This window comes from Oricola cellulosilytica (assembly GCF_019966575.1).
GTDB classification, from domain to species: domain Bacteria; phylum Pseudomonadota; class Alphaproteobacteria; order Rhizobiales; family Rhizobiaceae; genus Oricola; species Oricola cellulosilytica.
In genome coordinates this window covers 270,837-292,409 of the sequence record NZ_JAINFK010000004.1, presented here as the reverse complement: position 1 = coordinate 292,409, position 21,573 = coordinate 270,837, and the positions used below count along the sequence as shown (strand labels likewise).

The 21,573-nt window shown below is 61.8% G+C and carries 20 protein-coding genes; 10 read left to right on the top strand and 10 right to left on the bottom strand.

Annotated features, from left to right (window positions below; translation table 11 throughout):
* Nucleotides 1-97: 97 nt before the first annotated feature.
* Both LC298_RS11420 and LC298_RS11415 read right to left on the bottom strand, forming a co-directional pair.
* Complete coding sequence (locus LC298_RS11420; RefSeq protein WP_158284725.1) at nucleotides 98-2,074, bottom strand: putative bifunctional diguanylate cyclase/phosphodiesterase; 1,977 nt, start codon at nucleotides 2,072-2,074, stop codon at nucleotides 98-100.
* Nucleotides 2,075-2,265: 191 nt separating this feature from the next.
* On the bottom strand, nucleotides 2,266-2,658 hold the full coding sequence (locus LC298_RS11415; RefSeq protein ID WP_131567271.1) for an acyl-CoA thioesterase: 393 nt from the start codon (nucleotides 2,656-2,658) through the stop codon (nucleotides 2,266-2,268).
* A 174-nt stretch (nucleotides 2,659-2,832) separates the two neighbouring features.
* Here LC298_RS11415 and LC298_RS11410 point away from each other — a divergent pair, with 174 nt between their 5' ends.
* On the top strand, nucleotides 2,833-3,927 hold the full coding sequence (locus LC298_RS11410) for a Zn-dependent alcohol dehydrogenase (RefSeq protein WP_199223228.1): 1,095 nt from the start codon (nucleotides 2,833-2,835) through the stop codon (nucleotides 3,925-3,927).
* A 21-nt stretch (nucleotides 3,928-3,948) separates the two neighbouring features.
* Complete coding sequence (locus tag LC298_RS11405) at nucleotides 3,949-5,160, top strand: mandelate racemase/muconate lactonizing enzyme family protein (RefSeq protein WP_131567269.1); 1,212 nt, start codon at nucleotides 3,949-3,951, stop codon at nucleotides 5,158-5,160.
* An 81-nt stretch (nucleotides 5,161-5,241) separates the two neighbouring features.
* Here the strand turns inward: LC298_RS11405 and LC298_RS11400 are convergent, their stop codons facing one another.
* The 3 genes from LC298_RS11400 to LC298_RS11390 form a co-directional block, all read right to left on the bottom strand.
* Nucleotides 5,242-5,484 carry a DUF1344 domain-containing protein gene (locus tag LC298_RS11400; RefSeq protein ID WP_131567267.1) on the bottom strand — a complete coding sequence of 81 codons (243 nt, stop codon included), beginning with the start codon at nucleotides 5,482-5,484 and terminating at the stop codon, nucleotides 5,242-5,244.
* A gap of 113 nt (nucleotides 5,485-5,597) precedes the next feature.
* A complete protein-coding gene (locus LC298_RS11395) occupies nucleotides 5,598-6,020 on the bottom strand; it encodes a hypothetical protein (protein WP_131567265.1) in 423 nt (140 codons plus the stop codon).
* Between the two features lie 150 nt (nucleotides 6,021-6,170).
* Nucleotides 6,171-7,064 (bottom strand): DMT family transporter, encoded by an 894-nt coding sequence (locus tag LC298_RS11390; RefSeq protein WP_131567263.1) that lies wholly within the window; start codon nucleotides 7,062-7,064, stop codon nucleotides 6,171-6,173.
* A 105-nt stretch (nucleotides 7,065-7,169) separates the two neighbouring features.
* Between LC298_RS11390 and LC298_RS11385 the strand changes: the two genes are divergently transcribed.
* The 3 genes from LC298_RS11385 to LC298_RS11375 all read left to right on the top strand — a co-directional run bounded on the left by LC298_RS11385 (nucleotide 7,170) and on the right by LC298_RS11375 (nucleotide 10,529).
* On the top strand, nucleotides 7,170-8,789 hold the full coding sequence (locus LC298_RS11385; protein WP_131567261.1) for an EAL domain-containing protein: 1,620 nt from the start codon (nucleotides 7,170-7,172) through the stop codon (nucleotides 8,787-8,789).
* A 121-nt stretch (nucleotides 8,790-8,910) separates the two neighbouring features.
* Nucleotides 8,911-9,945 carry a DUF1176 domain-containing protein gene (locus tag LC298_RS11380; protein WP_158284724.1) on the top strand — a complete coding sequence of 345 codons (1,035 nt, stop codon included), beginning with the start codon at nucleotides 8,911-8,913 and terminating at the stop codon, nucleotides 9,943-9,945.
* 2 nt (nucleotides 9,946-9,947) lie between these two features.
* Nucleotides 9,948-10,529, top strand: coding sequence for an HD domain-containing protein (locus LC298_RS11375; RefSeq protein WP_317851178.1), 582 nt, complete (start codon nucleotides 9,948-9,950; stop codon nucleotides 10,527-10,529).
* 6 nt (nucleotides 10,530-10,535) lie between these two features.
* Here LC298_RS11375 and LC298_RS11370 read toward each other — a convergent pair whose 3' ends face one another.
* The 3 genes from LC298_RS11370 to LC298_RS11360 all read right to left on the bottom strand — a co-directional run bounded on the left by LC298_RS11370 (nucleotide 10,536) and on the right by LC298_RS11360 (nucleotide 12,638).
* The gene (locus tag LC298_RS11370) at nucleotides 10,536-10,973 is read right to left on the bottom strand and encodes a hypothetical protein (protein ID WP_131567254.1); all 438 of its coding nucleotides are present in this window, start codon (nucleotides 10,971-10,973) and stop codon (nucleotides 10,536-10,538) included.
* A gap of 194 nt (nucleotides 10,974-11,167) precedes the next feature.
* A complete protein-coding gene (locus LC298_RS11365) occupies nucleotides 11,168-11,632 on the bottom strand; it encodes a hypothetical protein (RefSeq protein ID WP_131567253.1) in 465 nt (154 codons plus the stop codon).
* A 163-nt stretch (nucleotides 11,633-11,795) separates the two neighbouring features.
* Complete coding sequence (locus tag LC298_RS11360; RefSeq protein WP_158284723.1) at nucleotides 11,796-12,638, bottom strand: EAL domain-containing protein; 843 nt, start codon at nucleotides 12,636-12,638, stop codon at nucleotides 11,796-11,798.
* Nucleotides 12,639-12,830: 192 nt separating this feature from the next.
* On the opposite strand from LC298_RS11360, the gene LC298_RS11355 reads away from it, so the two are divergent.
* The 4 genes from LC298_RS11355 to LC298_RS11340 all read left to right on the top strand — a co-directional run bounded on the left by LC298_RS11355 (nucleotide 12,831) and on the right by LC298_RS11340 (nucleotide 18,281).
* Complete coding sequence (locus LC298_RS11355; protein ID WP_131567249.1) at nucleotides 12,831-14,033, top strand: pyridoxal phosphate-dependent aminotransferase; 1,203 nt, start codon at nucleotides 12,831-12,833, stop codon at nucleotides 14,031-14,033.
* A gap of 115 nt (nucleotides 14,034-14,148) precedes the next feature.
* Nucleotides 14,149-15,492: a tetratricopeptide repeat protein gene (locus LC298_RS11350; RefSeq protein ID WP_131567248.1), complete on the top strand. Its 1,344-nt coding sequence runs from the start codon at nucleotides 14,149-14,151 to the stop codon at nucleotides 15,490-15,492.
* A 10-nt stretch (nucleotides 15,493-15,502) separates the two neighbouring features.
* The gene (locus LC298_RS11345) at nucleotides 15,503-16,297 is read left to right on the top strand and encodes a FecR family protein (protein WP_131567246.1); all 795 of its coding nucleotides are present in this window, start codon (nucleotides 15,503-15,505) and stop codon (nucleotides 16,295-16,297) included.
* 70 nt (nucleotides 16,298-16,367) lie between these two features.
* Nucleotides 16,368-18,281: a CHASE2 domain-containing protein gene (locus tag LC298_RS11340; protein ID WP_158284721.1), complete on the top strand. Its 1,914-nt coding sequence runs from the start codon at nucleotides 16,368-16,370 to the stop codon at nucleotides 18,279-18,281.
* 3 nt (nucleotides 18,282-18,284) lie between these two features.
* On the opposite strand, the gene LC298_RS11335 is transcribed toward LC298_RS11340, so the two are convergent.
* Entirely contained in the window at nucleotides 18,285-19,439 is a 1,155-nt protein-coding gene (locus tag LC298_RS11335; protein ID WP_131567241.1) for a 6-phosphofructokinase, read from the bottom strand.
* A 462-nt stretch (nucleotides 19,440-19,901) separates the two neighbouring features.
* Between LC298_RS11335 and LC298_RS11330 the strand changes: the two genes are divergently transcribed.
* On the top strand, nucleotides 19,902-20,678 hold the full coding sequence (locus LC298_RS11330) for a putative zinc-binding metallopeptidase (RefSeq protein ID WP_199223227.1): 777 nt from the start codon (nucleotides 19,902-19,904) through the stop codon (nucleotides 20,676-20,678).
* Nucleotides 20,679-20,774: 96 nt separating this feature from the next.
* On the opposite strand, the gene LC298_RS11325 is transcribed toward LC298_RS11330, so the two are convergent.
* Nucleotides 20,775-21,569 (bottom strand): inositol monophosphatase family protein, encoded by a 795-nt coding sequence (locus LC298_RS11325; RefSeq protein ID WP_131567235.1) that lies wholly within the window; start codon nucleotides 21,567-21,569, stop codon nucleotides 20,775-20,777.
* Nucleotides 21,570-21,573 lie beyond the last annotated feature (4 nt).

The following is a 21,573-nucleotide window of genomic DNA, read 5'->3' as shown; positions in this document are numbered from 1 at the left end:
CGTGCTGGTATGCGGGTTCAATATGTGAGGAAATGACGCAGCGTCGAAACTGCGGCGGGAGCCGACCGCAATTGCCTCATTGGAAGCGGCGCTACGATTATCCGGCGCGCCCCACCAAGGGTTCTTTCACCGTCGCGCTCAGGGGCTCCGACGAAATGGACATCATGAACGAGGGAATCTGGCTGGCAGGCATCGGCCGGCCAAGCAAGAAGCCCTGCGACTGGTCGCACTGAAGTTCCCGCAGCGCGGCAAGCTGCTCGTTGGTTTCCACACCCTCCGCGGTCACGGAAAGATTGAGAGTCCTGCACAAAGCGACGATGGTCTTGAGAATTTCGCGCGGCTTGCCGTCTGCGTCCTCAAGCTCCAGCATGAACGACCGGTCGATCTTCAACTTGTCGAATGGAAACTTCCAAAGGTAACTCAAGCTCGAATAGCCGGTGCCGAAATCATCCAGCGCAATCCGTGCACCGAGGCTGCGTAGTTCCAACAACTGGCCAAGAACGTTCGCCGGATCCTTGATCAGCAGGCTCTCGGTGATCTCGAGTTCAAGCCTGGACGGTGTCAGATCCGACGCCTCGAGAGCGTTTCTCACCGTCTCGACCAGTCGGCCGGTCTCGAACTGGATGGCCGACAGATTGACCGCGACCGTCAGATCTCCCGGCCATCCCTGGGCGAAGGCCGTTGCCTCATTCAGCACCCATTCGCCGACGGCCGTAATGAGCCCCATTTCTTCGGCGACAGGAATGAAGACGTCCGGCGGGACAAGATAGCCATCGTCATCGCGTAAACGTAACAGCGCTTCAAACCCGCGAAGCCGGCGATCCATGGTGCTGAACAATGGCTGATAGTAGATCTCGAATTCGGAGTGCTGCAGCGCGTGGCGCAGCCGTTCCTCGAGTAAAACGCGCTGCTGGCGTTCATCGTCCATCGAGATCTCATATTTCACAGCCTTGCCCCGGCCCGTCGATTTAGCCTGGTACAGCGCGACATCGGCTGCCCGGATCAAATCCTCAGCGCTCTCCCCGTCTCCCGGAAAGACACTGTACCCGACGCTGCCGCCGATCTGAATTTCGTGCTGGCCAACCGTGAACGGGAGCCCGAGGGCGGAAACAATCAGGCGGGCAAATTTGCCGGTGCGTTCGGAATCGGCGTTGATCTGACATACGGCGAATTCGTCGCCACCGACGCGTCCGATGAATGTTGAGGAATCCCCCAACCGACTCAGGCGTGCTACGACCTCACTGAGTAGCGCATCACCAATTGCGTGCCCGAGCGTGTCATTCACTCCCTTGAAGCGGTCAAGGTCCAAGAAGTGGACCGCGAAGGGAATATCATCGCGCACGAGCGTCGCCATCGAGTCGGTAAAGGACGTCCGGTTCATCGCACTGGTCAGGTCGTCATGATGGGCGACGTGCTGGAGCCGGTCCAGCGTCCTGATTTGCTGGCGGGAGCGCATCAGAAAGCCCGCGGCCGGAATGGCGAATGCCACGAGGATTGCGCCAACTATCTGTAGCAGAAGCTTTCGAAATGTTGCCGTCATGGCCGCACGGCTTTTGGCCTGATCGACATAGACCTCGATCGTGCCGACGGATCGTCCGTTGCGTTGCAGGGGAACGTACGCTTCGGAGTAGTAAAGCGGTCGTTCAACACCGTCACCGGTCTTGAATTCCAAGTGCGGCATCTTCGTTGCCACCACCGAAGCAGCGGTGGGATTGTGCTTCGAAAGGGAAGCCTCCTCCGGTGTGTAATCGGGATCGTCCGAGATCAGGACGAGCCGGCCATCGGGATCGAATATCTTGTAGCGAAAAACATTGCCGATGGCGCGCGAGGCCTGCAAAAGGTGCTCGCTGGCCTCTGATGCCGGCTGGCCCGCGGCGATGTCCTCTATATCCTTGATCGCATTGCCCAGATATCGCCCCCAGTTTTCGGCGGTCATGATTGCATCGTCGCGAAGCGTCGCTTCAATTGCAGTTCTGGCGAAATGGTAGCCGGCACCAGCGATGCATATGCCGCCGATTATGACGAGTGCGGCGCTGCGAGAGAATTTCGCGCGGTTAGAACGATTTCCGTGCAAGATTTCTGTCTCCCCCGCTGCGCCCTGTCCTGTACAGCGAGGAAAGAGGCAGTCTTCGACACAGTTGCTGGGTGACATGCCGGCGTCGGCGGAGCGATGGCCCGTCATCATGAGGACCGAGAGGATCGCCTATGCTATGCGAAACCTCTTTAATTAATGGTGAAATTTGCCTTCCGTTTCGGCAGATTCGGCTATCTTGGGATCGGCGTCGGCTTGCCGTCGCCGTCAAGTGCGACCATGACAAAGCGGGCGTCCGTTACCTTGTCCATGACGTGTGAGAGATAGCGTTGCGCCCAAGCCTCGATGCGCATCACCATCGATGTGCGGCCGATCCGCTCGATATCGGTATAGACGCAGAGCGTGTCGCCGACCTTCACCGGCATCGCAAACGACATCTCATTGACCGCGGCAGTGACGATACGCCCGCGCGCGACTTCGGCTCCGCGAATGCCCGAAGCGAGGTCCATCTGCGCCATCACCCAGCCGCCGAAGATGTCGCCGGCGGCATTGGTGTCGCCTGGCATGGCAAGGGTACGCAGGGTGAGTTCGCCCTTCGGAGCGAGATTTCCAGCCGGTTTTGTCATCGCCACTCCATTGCATCTGATTCAGTGAAGGATATTCGCCCACCCAGCGCAACCGGGCCGTGCGGCGATGGAGACTGCATCACAATCACGACAAGGAGTGTCGCCCTGCACGCGGACGGTCCGGAAGCTGCGCTTTTACCTTCGGCGCGCAACGCAACCGGGGGCCCTCCGGCCATGACCAACACAATCCGTGCGGCGGTCTGCCGCTCGTTCGGCGCGCCGCTTTCAATCGAAACCGTGAGGCTGGCAGATCCGGGGCCCGGAGAGGTCAAGATTGCCATCAAGGCCTGTGCGATCTGCCATTCCGACATCGTCTACGCCGACGGGGGATGGGGCGGAGAACCTCCGATGGTCCTCGGACACGAGGCGGCGGGGGTGGTCGAGCAGACCGGATCCGGCGTGCGCGGCATCGCGCCGGGGGATCACGTGGTTGTCACGCTGATCCGCTCGTGCGGGTGCTGCCATTATTGTTCGGGCGGGCACCAGGTTTTGTGCGAGGAGGTTTTCCCGCTCGATCGGCGTTCTGCGATCCTCGGGCAGGACGGGACCGGCCTTGTGCAGGGTCTGCGCACCGGCGCGTTCGCGGAAAAGGTGGTGGTCGAGCGCAGCCAGGTGGCGGTGATTTCCAGGGATATCGCGTTCGACAGCGCGTCGCTTCTCGCCTGTGGGGTGATCACCGGTTTCGGGGCGGTCACCAACACCGCGCAGGTTCCGGCGGGGAGCCATGTCGCGGTGATCGGCTGCGGCGGTGTGGGGCTGAACGCCATCCAGGGCGCAGCCGCTTGCGCCGCGCGGACCATCACCGCGATCGACCTCTCCGACGCAAAACTGGATGCGGCCAAGCGCTTCGGCGCGACTTTGGCCGTGAATCCGGCGCATGGCGACCCACGCGATGCGCTCATGGCCATCACCGAAGGGCGCGGCGCGGATTTCGTGTTCGTGACCGTGGGCGCCAAGTCCGCCATCGATGGGGCGTCGCAATATATCACCCGCAACGGCACCATCGTCATCGTCGGAATGCCGCCGCTCGGCGTCACCGGGGAATACGATCCCGGCACGCTCGCGGGCTGGAGCCAGAAGATCGTCGGATCCAAGATGGGGTCTTCCCGTGTGTCGCGCGATATTCCCTATCTCGCAGCGCTTTATCAGTCGGGGCGGCTGAAGCTCGACGAACTGATCACCGGCCGCTATCCGCTCGACGGGATCAACGAGGCGATCGAGTCGACCCGGCGCGGTGAAGCGTTGCGCAACGTCATCGTCTTCGATTGAGTGGGGGCGGGGAGGCGCGCCATGCAGATCAAGGATGTCGAGACATTCGTCGTAGGGACGCCGGAAGGAACGCCGGGTGGGCGCTATTTCCTGTTCGTGAAACTGACGACAGACGGCGGCGTATCCGGCTGGGGCGAAGCCTACGGAGCAAGCTTCGGCCCGCACACGATGGCGGCGATGATCGAGGACGCCGGTGCGCGGCATCTCGTCGGCCACGACCCGCACGAAATCGAGGCACTCTTCCGGCGTTGCTATTCCTCCGGGTTTTCGCAGCGTCCCGACCTATCGATGATGGGCTGTTATTCGGCGCTGGAAATGGCCTGCTGGGACATTATCGGCAAGGAAGCGGGCAAGCCCGTCCATGCGCTGATCGGCGGGCGGGTGCACGAGGCTCTCAGATCGTACACCTATCTCTATCCGGCCACCGGCTCGATCTATCCGGACAAGACGGAAGGACGGTCGGTCTATAACGAGCCGGAACTGGCTGCGGAAAATGCCGAGTACTGGGTCCGCCAGGGGTTTACAGCGGTGAAGTTCGACCCCGCCGGACCTTACACCATATACGATCCGCACCAGCCGTTGCTGACGGATATCGAGCGGTCGGCGCAGATGATGAAGGCGGTGCGGGAGGCGGTCGGGTCGCGCGCCGACATCCTGTTCGGCACTCACGGTCAGTTCACGCCTTCGGGCGCGGCGCGGATGGCGCGCGCGATCGAACGCTACGATCCGCTCTGGTTCGAGGAGCCGGTGCCGCCGGACATGCCCGAGGCGATGGCCGAGTTCGCGCGCAAGACGTCGATACCGGTGGCAACCGGCGAGAGGCTGACGACGAAGTACGAGTTCGCGCGGCTTCTCGCGCTGGGCGCGGCGCAGATTATCCAGCCGGACCTTGGCCGATCGGGCGGAATCCTGGAAGGCAAGAAGATCGCGGCGCTCGCGGAAGTGCATCACGCGCAGGTGGCGCCGCATTGCTATTGCGGCCCGGTAACCGCGGCGGCCAACATCCAGTTGGCGGCGACCCTGCCGAACTTCCTGCTTCTCGAGGCGATCAAGGACTGGGGCGGCTTTCACGCAGAATTGCTGAAGACGCCGCTGCGCGTGGAGGACGGCTATACGATCGTTCCGGACGAGCCGGGGCTCGGAATCGAGGTGGATGAGGCGGTAGCGCGGGCACATCCGTATGACGGGCCGGATCTGCATCTCTCCATGGCGGACAGGCCTGTACAGCCGTGAAGGACCGGCGGGCCGCGCGGGCCGCGCTCCCAAAGCAATTGGCCGGGCGCGGGGCCCGGCCGCTTCCGGAAGAGCCGACGCTTACTCGACCGGATAAATATCCGTCACCTTGCCGGTGTCGTCGTTGGTGGTGATCGTCACGGCGTCGCCGGCCTCGATATCCGTGTGGTCGGCGGTTTCGACGATGGTCAGTTGCTGTCCGTCGTCCAGCGTCACGAGGCGGGCTTCGTGATCGATTTCAATTACAAGAGCCTGGAACTGGGCGGCGTTGGCGCCCACGGCCGCAAACAAGCTTGCAGCCAATGCGATGAGAGCTTTTCTCATTTCGGTTTTCCGTAAAAACAAAACCCGGGATCAGGAGGCGGCCGATCCGGCAGCGCTGCCGGGCGGATTTCCAATAGGGAAGATTCTAGCTCGCTGCAACAGGATTTGTTATTTTAAAACAATAACTTGATTATGGCGAGAATCCGCCGCAAATTTACCTTCTTTCGAGAAACTTGCCGAAGAGGAAGAGGGAGGACGGATCGGAAGCCGTCGCCGTCATCCTCTAAAGGCCTCAGGAACGAACGGTCGCAGATTGCATCTTTTTCACGGATGTCGCTGTCGCCGTCGGCAATGCCGGCGAGATCGATGTCGTCAGCCAACAGCCAGCTGGAACCGTCTTCGAGAACAATGGTGCGGTGGTTGTCGCCGGCGACGCTTCCACGGGATCGGGGAGGGGGGCTTTTCGACGCCGCCGGTGACGTACCGAATAAGCGTCCGCTGAGGCCTGATTTCAAATCACGTTGCGTGTATAAAAATAAACAAAAACAATGATATAATTTTCTTCTGCCGCCGCGATCCGGCCACAGTCTGGGCACAGTCCGCCGCGGTTGCCGAAAAACCAGAGGCTTTGGCGACCTCGATTGTGGCGGCGGCTCGGAGCGTCGGGCGCGACCGCGGCGGCAGGGGGATCACGCCGGGCGATGCGCCGGGTGATTTGAATGCCGCAACACCTCGCGAGGCCCGTTTCAGGCTTTACTCGGATCTCTGCGGCGCATCATCGGCAGGAGTTCGACCAGCAGCATGGCGGTGAAAATCAACAGACAGCCGGCAAGCCCCAGCAACCCCATGCGCTCGCCGAGCAGCAGTGCACCGAAGAAGGCGGCAAAAAGCGCCTCGGACGACATGAAGATGGCGGCCTGCGGGGCCGTGGTGTGACGCTGGGCGATCGCCTGGAGCGTAAATGCGATGCCGCCGGAGACGACGCCCGCGAACAGGATCTCGCCCATGGCGCCGGCGACCAGATCGAAACCGACCGGCTCGACGAGCGGCGCCAGGCCGATGCCGATAATCGCGCAGATGAAGAATTGGGTACAGGCGAGTTGCAGCGGGCGAGCGGCGCCCGCCACCCGACCGAGATACTGGACATGGCACGCCCACAGAAATGCGCAGAGGATCGTCCACCAGTCGCCCGCCGTCAGACCGGTCAAAGCGCCGCCTGAAAGCAGATAAATGCCGCCGAGCGTCAGCAGGGCGGCGGGCCAGACGACCGGATGCGGCCAGACGCGCCACAGCGCAACGCCGAGAAACGGCGTTATGACCACGTAGAGGCCCGTGAGAAATCCGGAATTGGTAACGCTGGTGGTCAGGAGCCCGATCTGCTGGGTGGACAGAGAAAGGAAGAGCAGGAGGCCGAGCAGCACATAGCGGCGCAGCATGGGCACCCCCGGGACAACTGGCTTGCCGGCTCGGCGCGCCTCCAGAATTGCAAGCGGCAGGACCGCCAGCGCGGCAGCGAGAAACCGGACTCCCGTGAACAGGATCGGCCCTATTGCCTCCATCGCCGTCGACTGAGCCACGAACCCGATTCCCCAGGTCGCGCCCGTGATCAGTAGCAGCAGGTTGGCGGTTGCTCGGTTCACGGAAAATCTTCTCGCTTGGAGTGTGTGCCACGGGCGACCGCGAAACGCAGTTTTTGAGGACGCCGGTTAAGGCGTTGGTCAGAACCGCCTGCTAACGATTTCACCATGAAGGTGCAAATCGCCTCACGGATTCGAACACAACTGACCGTCGTCCTGCTTGCGCTGCCGTTGGCGGCGTTCTTCATCTTTGCCTCCCACCAAGCGCATGTGCGCGCGGTTGAGGCGTTCAATCGCCACACCATCACGGCAATGACGAAAGCCATGTTGAGGCGGTCAGAGATCGCGATCGACTACGCCATCATCGAACTCGCCAAATTGCTCGAGGCCGGTCGTCTCAACTGCGACCCAAGTTCGGTCAAAAGTCTGGAGCAAGCGGTGTTCCTGTCAGGATCCCTGAAAAGCATCATCGTGAATTCGGGTGACCGTACCTGCAATCTTTCGTCGCACGTTGATTTTCTGAAGGGATTGAACCTCGCATCCGGAGGTCTCCGCGCTCGAAATCCCAAGATTTTCATGAAGGGAATCAAGCTTGGCGAAAATTCGTCGGTTACCGTGACATGGGAGTTGTCATCGGGGATATCCGCGACCGCACTGATCAACACTGATGCGCTGGTGTTCGACATCCTGCCCTGGGAGTGGCGATCCGCCGGTAAAAATGAACTGACGTTGACCAGTGGTGAGGTTATCGCAACGTATAGGGGCGCCGAGGCGCCTGACGACCTAGTGGCGTTCAGGGCGGCCTCCGAGCGCTATCCGCTGGTCGCGTCGATCAGCGTGCCGCAGGCCGTCATTTCCGAACCCGGTAACACTGACAATCCCGGGATCCTTTCCCTTCTTGTCATTGGCTCGATTATTCTCGGCTATCTTGTCGCCCGGGGGGTAGGTCCGGGGGGCAACCCGGCAAAGGCCGTGCGAACGGCCATTCATCGCGGCGAAATCGTTCCGTATTTTCAGCCGAGCTATGATCTCAGAACGCGGGAGATCACCGGCTTCGAGGTACTTGCCCGCTGGCCGCAGAAGGACGGCGGGATGATCCCGCCGGCAACGTTCATTCCCACGATAGAGGCGCACGGATGGGGAGACGAACTGCTTTCGTCCCTGATTGCACAGACCGCGGTCCTGATGCGGGACCTTCTTGATGACGCTGCCGTGACTTTCGCGTTCAACGTGACATCGGCTCAGATCTGTGCTCCGGATTTTCCGGACTTTCTCTCCAAGAGTCTGAACAAGTCAGGGTTTCCGTCTGACCGCGTTATCGTCGAGATCACCGAACGAGGCGAGATTACTGATCACGGGCAGGCGACGACGAATATCGCCGCCTTGGGACAGTTGGGCGTCAGGTGCGCGATTGACGATACGGGCACAGGGCATAACGGCCTGGCGGCAATCCAAAAGTTCGGCGCGGCCATATTGAAGATCGACAAGTTGTTCGTCGATACGGTCGATCGGGACCGGCGCTCGCGCGCGTTGGTGCGCACGCTCGTCAGCGTAGCGGCCGAATACGGTATGCGCACGATTGCGGAAGGAATAGAAACGCCAGAGCAGTTGTCCGCCCTGAAGGCGGCGGGTGTCGACGAGGCACAGGGGTTTTACCTTTGCCGGCCCGTCGAGGCACCGCAAGCAACTGTCGAGTTCACACGGAACAGGGCGCTGACCCTGCGTGAAACCACGCGCGAACACCAATCGGGCGGCTCTGTGGGGAGCGAGCGTCTCAAATCCGCGTGAAGTGCTGCCCCGTTATCCCTTTCTTGCGCCAAGTGACTGATATAGGTTTGGAACCCGATGACAACAGGGTCAGACTTTATCCATGCAGCCAAGCGTTTCGAGGGATTTCCGAGCCTCAGCATTGCGGCAAACCGTGGTCTGGCTGGTCGTCCTATTCTGCTTGGTGGCCGTCCTTCCGGCGATGGCCAGCCAGTTCAAGCGTATCCGTGATATCAGCGTCAGCTGCAACGACGCCCTGACCTGCGATGTCTCAGCATACAATGCGCAGTCCGAACTCTACACGGTCACATTCCGGCGTCGTGCAAGTCCGGATGCGCCCGTCGAACTTGTCCTCGGGGTGCGCGAGACGCTGACCCCTGGGTCCGACGTTCTCCTGGAGATCGACGGGGCCGAGATCGTGCGCCTTCCGGTCGCTGACCTGTCGTATCGCGCGGCCGTGTACGAATACCTTTTTCGCGGCAGGGAGGAAATCGCCGCGTTGATGGGGTCCGCGAAAACGGGACGGACGCTGCGCGTATCCTACCGGACCCGCGGTGTTGATACGGTTTCACGATTCTCACTTGCCGGGTTCGTCGCCGGCCTGATCTTCATGGACGAGGTACAAGGCCGTGTCGGGCGGCCGGACGCACTGCAGGCTGATGGCCCTGGAACCTCTGGCGGCGAGGGGACCATCCGCGAAGTCGTCTCATTTTCCGATATTCCGTTTCAGTTGCGTTCGGAATTCACGAGCCCGAGCGGCTCATGCGGCGGGTTGCAGGAGCAGCCCTTCGCCAAACTCGGCGGATTCGATGCAGAGGCCGGCGCCGGCGTTCGGCTGATTGGTCTGCCGTGCGGGTCCGGCGATGCATTCAACCAGCCCTACGCCTTCTGGGAGCGGGACGGACCACGGTTCAACAGGGTGGCCTTTCCGGTAATTGCCGAAGAGGGGCCGAGCACCAGTTCGACGGCATGGAATGTCGAGTGGGACGACGAACGGAAGATTCTTACCAGCTTATTCAAAGGGCGCGCGGCCGGGGATTGTGGCATCCTGAATCGCTGGGCCTGGAAGACGGGCGAGAGCGAAAATGCGTTCGTACTGATCGAGGCGCGCGCCACCGCCGAATGCGGCAGCGGCGACCCGCAATCGTGGCCGATTGTCTGGCCCGTGGGCGGTTAATGATGGCGCAATCCGACGGTGACCTCGAAAAGCGGCTTGCATTCGTGCGCGAGGCAGGCCGCATGAAGGACATTCATCGCAGCGGATTTACGATCGAGGGACAGCCGGAAAGTGTCGCCGAACACAGCTGGCGGCTGTGCCTGCTCGTGATGTGTTTTTCAGACCTTCTCGATGGCATCGACGTTGCGCGGCTGTTGAAACTATGCATCGTCCACGATCTCGGAGAGATTTATGCCGGAGATGTTCCGGCGATCCATCAGTCACCCGACGACGGCCGCAAGGCGCGGGAGCAGGCGGATGTCGCGAAGCTCGCAAGTTTCCTTCCGGAGGACCTGGAAAAGGAAGTTGCCGCCCTGTGGGCGGAATATGAGGAAGGCGTCACGCGCGAGGCGATCTTAGCCAAGGGGTTCGACAAGCTGGAAACGATGATGACCCACAACCAAGGCAAGAACCCGCCCGACTTCGATTATCGTTTCAACCTTGAGTACGGGCGTGAACGCACCGATGCCCACACGCTAATCCGCACTATCCGAAGCTTCATCGACGCAGATACCGAACAACTGGCCGCCGAACGGCAGGGCTGACACGCACTACAGGCCTACGGTGACGGCGCGCAGCCGTTCCAGGTCCTTGCGACGGTCGGAATAGCCGATCTGGGCGCGGGCACAGGCAACGAGACCGGTCTTGCGGTTTTCAAGAGCGACCGCTTCGAAGCTGTTCGTGTCGGGAAAACGAAACCCCGACGTCCATGTCACGATGCGCAATCTGGCCGGGTTTGCGCCGTCATCTACACGCTCCATGATTTCGCCGGAAGCGCGAAACCTTTCCTCGATGCGGGCGATCAGTTCGCTCGGCGCCGAATCATTTTCCGGGAGCTCGGCATCGATCCTCACACCGTTGCACAGGCCCGCGGTGCACAGCAGCGCGTCGTTGGGGCGGTTCGAGCGAAGGGGCTTGGCCGGATCAAACGGGCCTAGATCGGGACCGCCGGCAAGAGCCTCCCAGGTGCTCGCGCGCCGGTAAATCACGAAGAAAACCGCCGCTAGTGCGAAGACCCCGACCAGAATGAAGATGATCGCGATGAATTTTATAAGATATCTCGGGCGGGGATCCGGCCGCCAGCGGATGCGGCCGGAGGAAGATGGCGAGAGACGGAGACTGCGTAGCCGGGGCGTTGCACGGGAGGCCGCGCAATCGCGCGCTGAAGGCGCTGGCGGTCGACTCAGAGGCGCATCCGGCGCCGGCGGCGGTCGGAGGCCGCCACCTCGTTGGCCAGGCTGCGGAGCATGTAAAGCGACACTCCGCCCAAAAGGCCGAGCGCAGCCGTCATGATTACGATCAGCCAGAAGCGGTCGCGCGGTTCGCCGGACCGGGTCGCGACGAAATTGCGTGCGCTATCCGGAGGTGCGGCCCGTAGAGCGGAACGGGTGACTGGCTTAATCGATGAGACGACCATCGTCCGGTCGACGGCGACCGCGCCGTCCGGCTCGAAGGCTTGGAACACGGGCTGTTTCGAAAACACCGGCGCGTAAGGCAGAGCGCCGTCCATCATGTCAGCGCGCGCCGCAACTCCCAATCCGGTGAAGGCGACGATGTTGGCGAACACCAGGGTCGCCAGGATGAGGGCGACCGCGCGGAGGTGATGCCTCGACCGCTCGCGACGGATATGCGTGAATGCCGTGAACATGTGGAAATCCCGTCTGTGATCCCGCCGTCAGAAACCTCATCGCCAACGACGAATCGGTGTCTTTTCACACAGTTGCCGCGAATTCCGGCCAGTTCGGGGATACAAAACGGCCTTGGGCGGGAAATTCTGTGGCGATTTCAAGGTAATGCCGCAGGCCGGCCGGTCAGTTGTAACGCTTCGCAAGCTGCACATTCGTGCTGTGCCGGGGAACATGGTACTGGCCGAGCCATGCCGGAAGATCCGGACCGGCAAGGCGGGGGGCGGCCAGCACATAACCCTGTACCATAGCCGCATCTGCCTTTTCCGCCAGACCGACCTGCCACAACGCCTCGAGGCCTTCGAGCACCGAATGAATGCCGTCATCGCGGAACCTTGCGACGAGTGTCGCCAGGGTCCCAAAACCGGCGCGCGTCGCCAGAAGCCGCTGTACCAGATTGCCGTCGAACTTCACGATGTCGGGCGCGAGCGCAGTCACCCGGCCGAGCCGCGAGGCGTGCGCGCCAAAATCGTCGACCGCGATGAGGAAGCCGCGAGCACGCAACTCGTAGCTCAGGTGAGTCAAGATTTCGGTGCGATCGGTGTGGGCCTCGGTAATTTCGCAGACCACGTCTGCGGGCGAGATGCCGGCATCGCGTAGTTCCGAACCCAGTTCGCGCAGAATCGCGTCGAACCCCGACCCAGATTCGGGAATGCGAGGATCGAAATTGAGAAACAGGCGCTGTTGTCCCGGTGGCAGGTGCCTGGCGTTGCGAATATGCAGTCGCCGGAGCTCGGGTTCGATCTGGCGGAATTCGGGCATGTCGAGCGACGAGAACCAGGCGTCCGTCAGTACCGGCGTCGTTCCGCGCATCACCCGCAGGAGTGCCTCGCATGCAACCGGCGAAAGGCGGCCGTTCTGGAAACGGAAAACCGGCTGAAAGGCCGTCCGCAACGTAACGTCCCCGTGCCGGGCGACAATCGCGCCGTCGTCCGCCGTCTCGAAGTCAAATGTCCGTGTCGCGGGCAAGCGCGTGTCTCCTTCGCCGGTCCTGCTCCGAAGATGCGCTCCAGCGATGAATTTATGGTTAAGAAAGGGTTATCGTGTTCGGTGCTGCACCGCAACGCTTGCCCTTCGGAGAGGAATAAAGCAGATAGCTTGCGCGTTCCGACCGTCAGCCAGCCGATCAGCCAACGCAACGTCATTGCAGGAGAATTCGACATGGCTTTTCTCGCCGACATCCTTTCCCGCGTGAAACCCTCGGCGACCATCGCGGTCAGCCAGAAGGCGCGCGAGTTGAAAGCGCAGGGGCGTGACGTGATCGGTCTTGGGGCCGGCGAACCGGATTTCGATACCCCGGACAACATCAAGTCAGCCGCGGTCGAGGCAATCAACCGCGGAGAGACCAAGTATACGCCGGTCTCCGGCATCCCCGAACTTCGAAAGGCGATCACGGAGAAATTCAAACGCGAGAACGGTCTCGACTACGAAGTTTCCCAAACGATTGTCGGAACCGGCGGCAAACAGATCCTGTTCAACGCTTTCATGGCGACCCTCAATCCGGGGGACGAAGTGATCATACCAGCGCCTTACTGGGTCAGCTATCCGGAGATGGTGGCGATCTGCGGCGGAAATCCGGTTTTCGTCGAGACGACGCTGGAGGACGAGTTCAAGCTGAAGCCAGAGGCGCTGGAGGCCGCCATTACACCGAAGACGAAATGGCTGGTCTTCAACTCGCCGTCGAACCCGTCCGGCGCGGCCTATTCGGAAAACGAGCTGAAAGCGATCACCGATGTCCTGCTTCGGCACGAGCACGTGTGGGTTCTGACCGACGACATGTACGAGCATCTCGTCTATGGCGATTTTGTCTTCAAGACGCCGGTTCAGGTGGAGCCGAAGCTGTACGAGCGAACACTGACCATGAACGGCGTGTCGAAGGCCTATGCGATGACGGGATGGCGGATCGGTTACGCGGCCGGTCCGTTGCAACTGGTCAAGGCCATGGACATGATCCAGGGTCAGCAGACTTCGGGCGCGTGCTCGATCGCGCAGTGGGCGGCCGTCGAGGCCCTGAACGGAACCCAGGATTTCATCCCGAAGAACAAGGAAGTGTTTCAGGCGCGCCGCGATCTTGTGGTGTCGATGCTCAACCAGGCGAGCGGCATCGATTGTCCGACACCGGAGGGCGCGTTCTACGTCTACCCGTCCTGCGCGGGTCTGATGGGCAAAACCGCGCCTTCGGGAAAGGTTCTGGAAACCGATGAGGATTTCGTGACCGAACTTCTGGAGAGCGAGGGCGTCGCCGTCGTGCATGGCTCGGCGTTCGGCCTCGGCCCGAACTTCCGCATTTCCTACGCGACTTCGGAAGCTCTTCTCGAGGAGGCCTGCAACCGGATTCAACGCTTTTGTGCGAACTGCCGGTAAACGAGAAGTAGAAGTCACTCTAAGCCAAGCAGTGTGGCGGAAATGCACTGGAGGCCGGAGAGCACGACGGTTTATAACCTGACGAGGCGTAAGTTCAGGAGGGGCCGACGGCTCAATGTTCCGGTTCGAGAGAATGTGTTCACCGCGTATCGCCCGTGTTATCGCGGCGGGTCTGGTGGTGGCGTTCGCCCTCGGGGATGCGCTGGCAGAAAGCGTCTCCTACGGAACCGCCTTCGAGCGACGGGTCTCCAACTTCGGGAGCCGTGACGCGCTTGACGCCTTTGTGGTCGAATCGGTGCGCGAGGGCCAGTACGATCAAGCTCTTTCGACGTTGGAAGAGATTCTGCTGACGGCGCCTAACGATATCGACGTGCGGATCGCTCTTGCTCGCGTGTATCACCAGCTTGGCTCTCATGATCTGGCGGGGGTTCATCTCGACGAGGCGGCGCTTCTGACTTCCTCGGAGGCCCAAGCTGCGGAGATCGCGCGGTTGCGTCGTCTGAATGCGCGCGCGCAGCGCGGCATCACAGCGCGGATGGCGATCACTCTCGGCGGGACCTACAGCGATGCGGAGCTGACGGTTCCCGCAATACCGGCGACGGACTCGACGTCGCTGTTTGCACCCTTCGTCATCGTTGATGGGGAGATCGTGCGCAAACTCGATACCGCCTCGCGGGACGAAGTGCGTTTCGGCGGCACCGTGCAATACGAACGAGCGTTGAACGACACCGACTTTGACGGCGATCTGGATATTTTCGACGCCTTCGCCGGAAAAGCCCAGGTCACCTACTCGAAGGGGTTGCCTGACATCGCCGATACGTTGCGTCTCGATGTCTCCGGATACGGTCTGGTTCAGGACCATGGCGGGGGACGGGAGTTGCAGGAATTCGGTACCGAGGCGGAAATATCGTTCCGGCCGACGGTCGAGAGCCGCATTCATGCCTTTGCGGGCTATGGTTGGCTCGGCAATTCACGCAATCTGTTTACCGACCATCGCGTACGGTACGGTATTGCCGGCGATGTTCGGATCGTCGCGGGCCTGGCGGTCGGAGCTCACGCTTCGGGCTATCGCGACTGGGGGAGCACCTCCCTGTCGTTCGCAGGCAGCGGGACAGATTTCGAGGCGCATGGCTATGAGGCCGGGGCATTCGTATCGCACCTTCTCCATGCTTTTGAAAACGGACAAAGCTGGATCCACCGGTTCGGCGGGCGCTATTCCGAGGAGCGGATCCTCGACTATGCCTCGGTTACCGGGCCATTCCCGGTGACGGCCGATCTGGTCGACCGAAAAGCATGGGAGCTCTACTGGGATCACACTGTGCAAATCGCCACACGAGCCGAGTTCAATTTCCGGCTATCCTACGGTCAGGATGAAATTTCCGACGCCGGTCCGTTCGCCGGGAACCGTAACGGCGAATTCTGGGGAATAAGGACAGGACTGACCTACCGGTTCAACTGAGGACGGGACGATGGCCTTTCGTAAAACGACCAGTCTGCTTTCTCTCGCCGCCATTGTCGCGCCGCTTTCCGCGTTGGCGCCGTCCGCCAAGGCGCAATCCGTGGGCGCGTTGACTGCCGAAAGCGCGACGGTGAGCAAGGATGGTGCGCGTCTTCGCGCCGGAAGCGGCATCTTGCTCGGCGACCGGCTGAGGAGCAATGCAACCGGGTCGGGCGTGATCGTCTTCCAAGATGAATCGAGCGCACGGATGGGACCGAACGCGGAACTGACCATCGATGAATTCGTCTACGATCCGGCCCGCCGCGGCGGAACGATCCGGCTGCGCCAGACCAACGGACTCGCCCGTATCTATGGCGGCCAGATCTCCAAGCGGGGAAGGTCGGAAATACGGACACCGCATATCGTGCTTGCGGTGCGCGGAGGCATTGTCGACATGGCGGTACTTGGGGGGGAGAGCGTCGCCACCTTGCGCGGCGGGCTAATGGTATGCCGTGTCGGCAATATGAAGAAGACGATCACCAATCCGGGCTTTTCGTGCGTATCGGACGGCGCGACCCTGGAGATCGCGCGCCTTGACGAAACGGACCGGCAACTGGTCACGCCTGCTGTGCCAGGGCGGACGACCGGCGGCTCCCGGCGGTACGACGCAGCACATTGCGCAAGCGCGGCGGGTGTCAGTTCCGCGGCATGCCGGTCGCGCGATGGTGCCCTTCCAGGCCCCCGGGCGAGCGAAAACGCTCTGCCAGCAATGGGCCGGCCGGGCGGAAGCGCCAGCTGTAATCCGCAGAATCAGCGTTGCGGTTGAGAACGGGGAAGCGAGCCCGCAAGGTCTTCGCATGCATATGCGGGCAGCTGCCGACCGGGGACGCGGCTCCATGACGGCGAAGAAAGCCGGCGGCAAGAAACACCCTGGAAGCAGAGCGCTTCTGCACCTGTTCGTCGTCCTCGGTGCCGGCCTTCTGCTTATTCATGCGGTATTTGCGAACCCTTTGGGCCTTTTGCGCGAAAAGACCTACGATCTCCATCAGTCGCTTGCGCCGATCCCGCTCGATTTCGAACAGGTTGTCGTTGTGGCGATCGATGAGGCAAGCCTTGATGAGTATGGACGCTGGCCATGGCCCCGGGATCGCATAGCCGAGCTGGTCGATGCCATTTTGGCCAGCGGCGCGGCGGCTGTCGGAATCGATATCTTTCTTGCCGAACCCGATTCCTCGCAAGAGGGGGCGGATGGTGACGCCAAGCTCGCCTCGACGTTGACCGGCGCCCGCACTGTCCTGGCAATGTCGCTCGATGCTGAAGCCGGTGCGCTCGATGTTCCCCAGAAGGCGGGGTGGTCGGTCGTGGGGCTCGATCCGGACGCGCCGGGCACCGTGACAGGCGGGTTGGCGCCGCTTGATGCGCTTGCGCGCGCGGCAGACGGTCTTGGAATCGTGCGTGCTCTTCCCGATGCAGATGGCGTGATCCGCAAGGTGCCGCTTGTTTGGGCGGAGCGCCCGGCGGCGGGGGAGGTACGGCTTTGGCCGGCGTTTTCGATGGATATTCTACGCGTGGCTCAAGCAGCGGGGAGTTACACATTGCGGCTCGAGGGGCTCCCGGGCGATGCGATCCGGGTCGGGGGAGTGACCGTGCCGCTCGGCGAGGATGGCCGCATCAGGTTAATCGATACCGCCGCCGCCGTGCCGCATCTGCCGGCGAATGAGCTGCTGGGGGCGGGGGCATCAGCACAGCTCGGCGGCCGAATCGCCATTCTTGCGGTCGACGCGGCAGGGCTCGACCAATACCACCTGACCGCGCGCGGCGTGCACAGGCTGGGCGCCGACGTTCATGCTATGCTCGTGAGCCAGATGTTGTCGGGCCGGTATCTGCACGAACTCCGGAATGCGAGACTCGTTGAGCGTGGCCTCTTTGCGGGTGGGAGCCTGGTTCTGCTCATCGTGCTGACGGCTTTTGCACGGCAGCCTTCTTTCGCCCTTGCTCTTTCAACGCCGGTGATCTTCGCCCCCATTGCAATCGCTGCCTGGCTGTACGCTGAGCGCGAAACCCTACTCGACGGTGTTCAGCCAGCAGTGGGATTGCTTATGATGGGCGTGGCGGGCGGATACGCGCTCTACCGCGAGGCCGAACGGCGCAGGCGGCTTCTGCAACGGCAATTCGGACAGTTTCTCTCGCCAGAGGTGGTTCGCCACCTGGCCGAGACCGACGCCGCTGCGGCACTTCAGGTGGACGACCGTGAGATTACCGCCATGCTGGTCGACGTGCGCGGCTTCACCGCGCTGACGGCCACGCTCGGCGCGGACCAGACGGTGGCGCTGGTCAACCATTTTTTCGAGATCGCCAACCGCGAGATTTTCGCCCGCAGCGGCACCATTGACAAATATATGGGGGACGCGGTGCTCGCCTTCTGGAATGCGCCTCTCCCGGCGCCGGACCACATCGACAGGGCCATCGACTGCGCCCGGGCGATTCTGACTGCCGTCGAAGCCGCAAATCCCCAGCTTGAAGCCAAGGGTCTGCCCGCCATCCGGACGGTGGCGGTACTGGAAACGGGCGTCTGCTCGGTTGGCAATATGGGAACGGAACAGCGCATCGACTACACCGCGATCGGCCCGTCGATCAACATGACATCACGCCTCGAACACGAGGCCAAACGGCTGGGTCGGCCAATCCTGATCGGGCCGGCCGCGGCCGCAAAGGCAAAGGTGCCGGTGCGAGAGGTTGCAGTGGTTCAACTGCGCGGCTTCGGCAAAGCGTGCCCGGTCTATGAAATCGCCGCCGAGAGCGCTTCCTAGCGCTTACCGCAGATACATCGTCGTTCCGTGGACCTTCGAGATGTTGGGACGGTAGTTTTCCACGTCGTACATCCCATCCACATTCACCCGATGCTCGCCCTTGGTACTGATGTCGGCGGGCTGGGTGGCGTAATGCCCCTCGTTGATGGCCATCATCAGGCCGCTCTTGCCTTCCCCGATCAGCTGCACCGTCATCGTTCCGAAATTCTTGCCGACGATCAGGTCGACAGCATCCGGTGGGCCGGAGCGCAGCAGGTATCCGAGATTCTGGATCATCATGTTGGTGCCGGTGATTTTCTTCAATCCGACGCCGATCCGCTCACCGATGCCGCCGAGCTTGCGGTGGCCGTAGGCGTCGGCCTCACCGCGCTCGATCACGTCCTCACCCACCACTGAAGCGCCTTCCGAAACGACGGCCACGGCATAATTGGAGGGACTTGTGGCGCGGTCGCGTGTCATCAATTCGGCAAGGCGCTGCATATCGAACGGAACTTCGGCGATCAGGGTCCGATCCGCATCGGCCAGATAGCCGGCGGAAAGCGCGGTCATGCCGCAATTGCGGCCAAACATCTCGACGATTAGGAAGCGTTCGTGGCTGCCTGCGGTGGAGCGAAGCTGGTTGATCATCTCGACGGAGCGGGTGGTGCAGGTGGAAAAGCCGATGCAGTAGTCGGTGCCGAAGACGTCGTTGTCCATGGTCTTCGGGATGCACATCGCCTTTGCGCCTTCGCGGTGTATGCGCGCTGCATAGGACAGCGTGTCATCGCCGCCGATCGCGATGAGAACGTCGATCTTCAGGGCTTCAAGCACGGAGAGGACGTGCTGCGTGGCGTCGACATAGCCCTCTTCCTCTAAGGGGGACTTGCCCTTGACGAAATCCTGCAGCGCGGATGTCCTGATGCGCGAGGGATTGGTGCGCGAACTGTGCAGCATCGTTCCCCCGAAGCGGTTGATGCTCCGGACAGTCTGCGGTGTGAGCGCGATGCGCGCGCCCGCTGTCGCCTCAAGGTCGTGCGGATCAGTTGCAAGCGGCCCGGCCCATCCCCGCCGGAAACCCGTCACCCGCCAGCCCCGATCGTGCGCGTGGTTGACCACTGCCTTGATGGCGGAATTCAGGCCGGGAACGTCTCCGCCGCCGGTCAGGATACCAAGATGCATCGCGTCTCTCCCTTGCCTCGGGCGGCCAGTGTGCATGCCGCCGGGGCAAGGCGCAACGCGATACGTACGCCGGGTCTGCTTCCTAACGACTTAGCGCGCCATTGCCTCCGGCGTGATCACGGGCCGGTAGGCGATGAAATGAGGGAGCGTTGAAGGAACCTGATCAACTTCACGCGGTTATCTACTTAACGCGTGAAAACCGATGGTTCGCTTGCTGGACGCATTGCGCCGCGATCATCGGCCGGACGCCCTCATCGGAGAACTTCCATGCGCATTTTCGCTTGCCCCGATTGCGGTGGCCCACTGCATTTCGACAATCTGTCCTGCATTTGTGGCGCATCGGTCGTTTACGATCCGCATCGGGCAAGGTTTCAGCGGTCGAGCCCACACTGTGCCAACCGGGATCCGATCGGTTGTAGCTGGCAGGCGGAGAATGACGGGCCGCTGTGCCTATCCTGCGCGATGACCGAAGTTATCCCGGATACGTTTCACGGCGAAAATCGCGAATTGTGGGCGGAAGCGGAAGCGGCGAAACGATGGGTGCTGGCCAATCTTGCCCGTTGGGGATGGTTTATCGGGGGTGATAGCGGTCCGAAGCCGGTGTTTCACATGCTCGCCGAGCAAGGTCGGGGCGGGACGGCTTCCGTTATCATGGGACATGACGACGGGCTGGTCACGATCAACGTGATGGAAGCTGACCCGGCGCAACGGGCGCAACGGCGGCAAGCGCTGGGCGAAAAGTTGCGAACGATGATCGGCCATTTCCGCCACGAACTCGGGCATTTCTTTTTCTTCAAGCGGTTCGCGCCGCAGCAGGGCTTCACGGACTCGTTCCGGGCGCTCTTCGGCGACGAGAGAGGCGACTATGACAAGGCGCTGGAGACCCACTACAGCAAAGGCCCGCCCGCGGGGTGGGACGAGCGTCACGTCACCGAATATGCATCAAGCCATCCGCACGAGGACTGGGCGGAGAGTTTCGCGCACGTGCTGCATCTAACCGACATCATCGACAGTTTCGCGGCGGCCGGGCTGTCATCGCCGAGCCTCTCGGGAGCCGGCTACGACGCCTATCGGGAGACGGACCCGGAAAGGCTGATCTTCACGGGGGTGGAACTCGGTATCGCGCTCAATCATGTCAATCGCTCGATGGGGCTGGGCGATATCTATCCCTTCGTCGTTACGCCGCCGATCCGCGAGAAGCTCGGTTTCGTCCACACATGGCTTCAAAAGCCGATTTAAGAAGCAAGGCTCGGCAATATCAGTGGCGGGAGGCCGGGCTGTTCATTCGAACGCGCTAATTGGACAAGAACTTCGCGAGGTGATGCACGAAGCCGGTCAGGTCTTCGCGAACGCCCGGAATGCAATCGTTTCGAGTTCAGCGTAGACCCCCGGACCGCCGGCGACGACCATAGTTCCGTGGTCGATGACAGTGGCGGGGTCGGTTTGCATGATCGTTCCCCCGGCTTCCTCGATCATGAGGAGGGCAGCGATGCAGTCCCATGAATTCATGTGCTCCTCCAGATATCCGATCAACCGTCCGGCCGCGACGTAGGCAAGCATCAGCGCTCCCGAGGCGTTGCGGAAAAACATCCCGCCCCCCGCTATCAGTTCGCGGATTGCGGTCAAAACCCCATCGGCTTCGATCCGGCTGGAATAGCCCGTCCCGACGGACCCCTCCGAGAGGCTCGTGGCGCCGGAAATCCTGATCTGCTTGCCATTCACGAACGCACCATGGCCGCGCGCGGCCGAAAACGTTTCGCCCGAGGAGGGTTCGCAGATGACCCCGACTTCGGTGCGGCCCTCGAAGGTGCAGGCAATGACCACGCACCAGGACGGAATACCACGAACGAAATTCGCGGTTCCGTCGATCGGGTCGATCACCCAGACATGGCCGTTCCCGCTTTCGACCGGCGCATGTTCCTCACCGACGATGCCGTCTTCCGGCCAGGCGGCTGCGATCTCCTCGCGGATGAACGTCTCGACATCGCGATCCGCATTCGACACCAGATCCTGATGTCCCTTGGTCTCGATTGTGAGCGTGTCGATCGAACGGAAATGACGGAGCGCGACCTGCGCGGCGCGCTCCGCGAGATCGATGGCGAAGGAAAGGCGAGATTGTGCGTCTGGCATGGTT

Excerpts from the sequence above, each read along its gene's own strand:
- LC298_RS11375 (WP_317851178.1), top strand. The coding sequence starts at position 9,948 with ATGGCGCAATCCGACGGTGACCTCGAAAAGCGGCTTGCATTCGTGCGC.
- LC298_RS11405 (WP_131567269.1), top strand. The coding sequence starts at position 3,949 with ATGCAGATCAAGGATGTCGAGACATTCGTCGTAGGGACGCCGGAAGGA.
- LC298_RS11410 (WP_199223228.1), top strand. The coding sequence starts at position 2,833 with ATGACCAACACAATCCGTGCGGCGGTCTGCCGCTCGTTCGGCGCGCCG.
- LC298_RS11355 (WP_131567249.1), top strand. The coding sequence starts at position 12,831 with ATGGCTTTTCTCGCCGACATCCTTTCCCGCGTGAAACCCTCGGCGACC.
- LC298_RS11340 (WP_158284721.1), top strand. The coding sequence starts at position 16,368 with ATGACGGCGAAGAAAGCCGGCGGCAAGAAACACCCTGGAAGCAGAGCG.
- LC298_RS11335 (WP_131567241.1), bottom strand. The coding sequence starts at position 19,439 with ATGCATCTTGGTATCCTGACCGGCGGCGGAGACGTTCCCGGCCTGAAT.
- LC298_RS11400 (WP_131567267.1), bottom strand. The coding sequence starts at position 5,484 with ATGAGAAAAGCTCTCATCGCATTGGCTGCAAGCTTGTTTGCGGCCGTG.
- LC298_RS11385 (WP_131567261.1), top strand. The coding sequence starts at position 7,170 with ATGAAGGTGCAAATCGCCTCACGGATTCGAACACAACTGACCGTCGTC.
- LC298_RS11365 (WP_131567253.1), bottom strand. The coding sequence starts at position 11,632 with ATGTTCACGGCATTCACGCATATCCGTCGCGAGCGGTCGAGGCATCAC.
- LC298_RS11415 (WP_131567271.1), bottom strand. The coding sequence starts at position 2,658 with ATGACAAAACCGGCTGGAAATCTCGCTCCGAAGGGCGAACTCACCCTG.
- LC298_RS11350 (WP_131567248.1), top strand. The coding sequence starts at position 14,149 with ATGTTCCGGTTCGAGAGAATGTGTTCACCGCGTATCGCCCGTGTTATC.
- LC298_RS11330 (WP_199223227.1), top strand. The coding sequence starts at position 19,902 with ATGACCGAAGTTATCCCGGATACGTTTCACGGCGAAAATCGCGAATTG.
- LC298_RS11325 (WP_131567235.1), bottom strand. The coding sequence starts at position 21,569 with ATGCCAGACGCACAATCTCGCCTTTCCTTCGCCATCGATCTCGCGGAG.
- LC298_RS11345 (WP_131567246.1), top strand. The coding sequence starts at position 15,503 with ATGGCCTTTCGTAAAACGACCAGTCTGCTTTCTCTCGCCGCCATTGTC.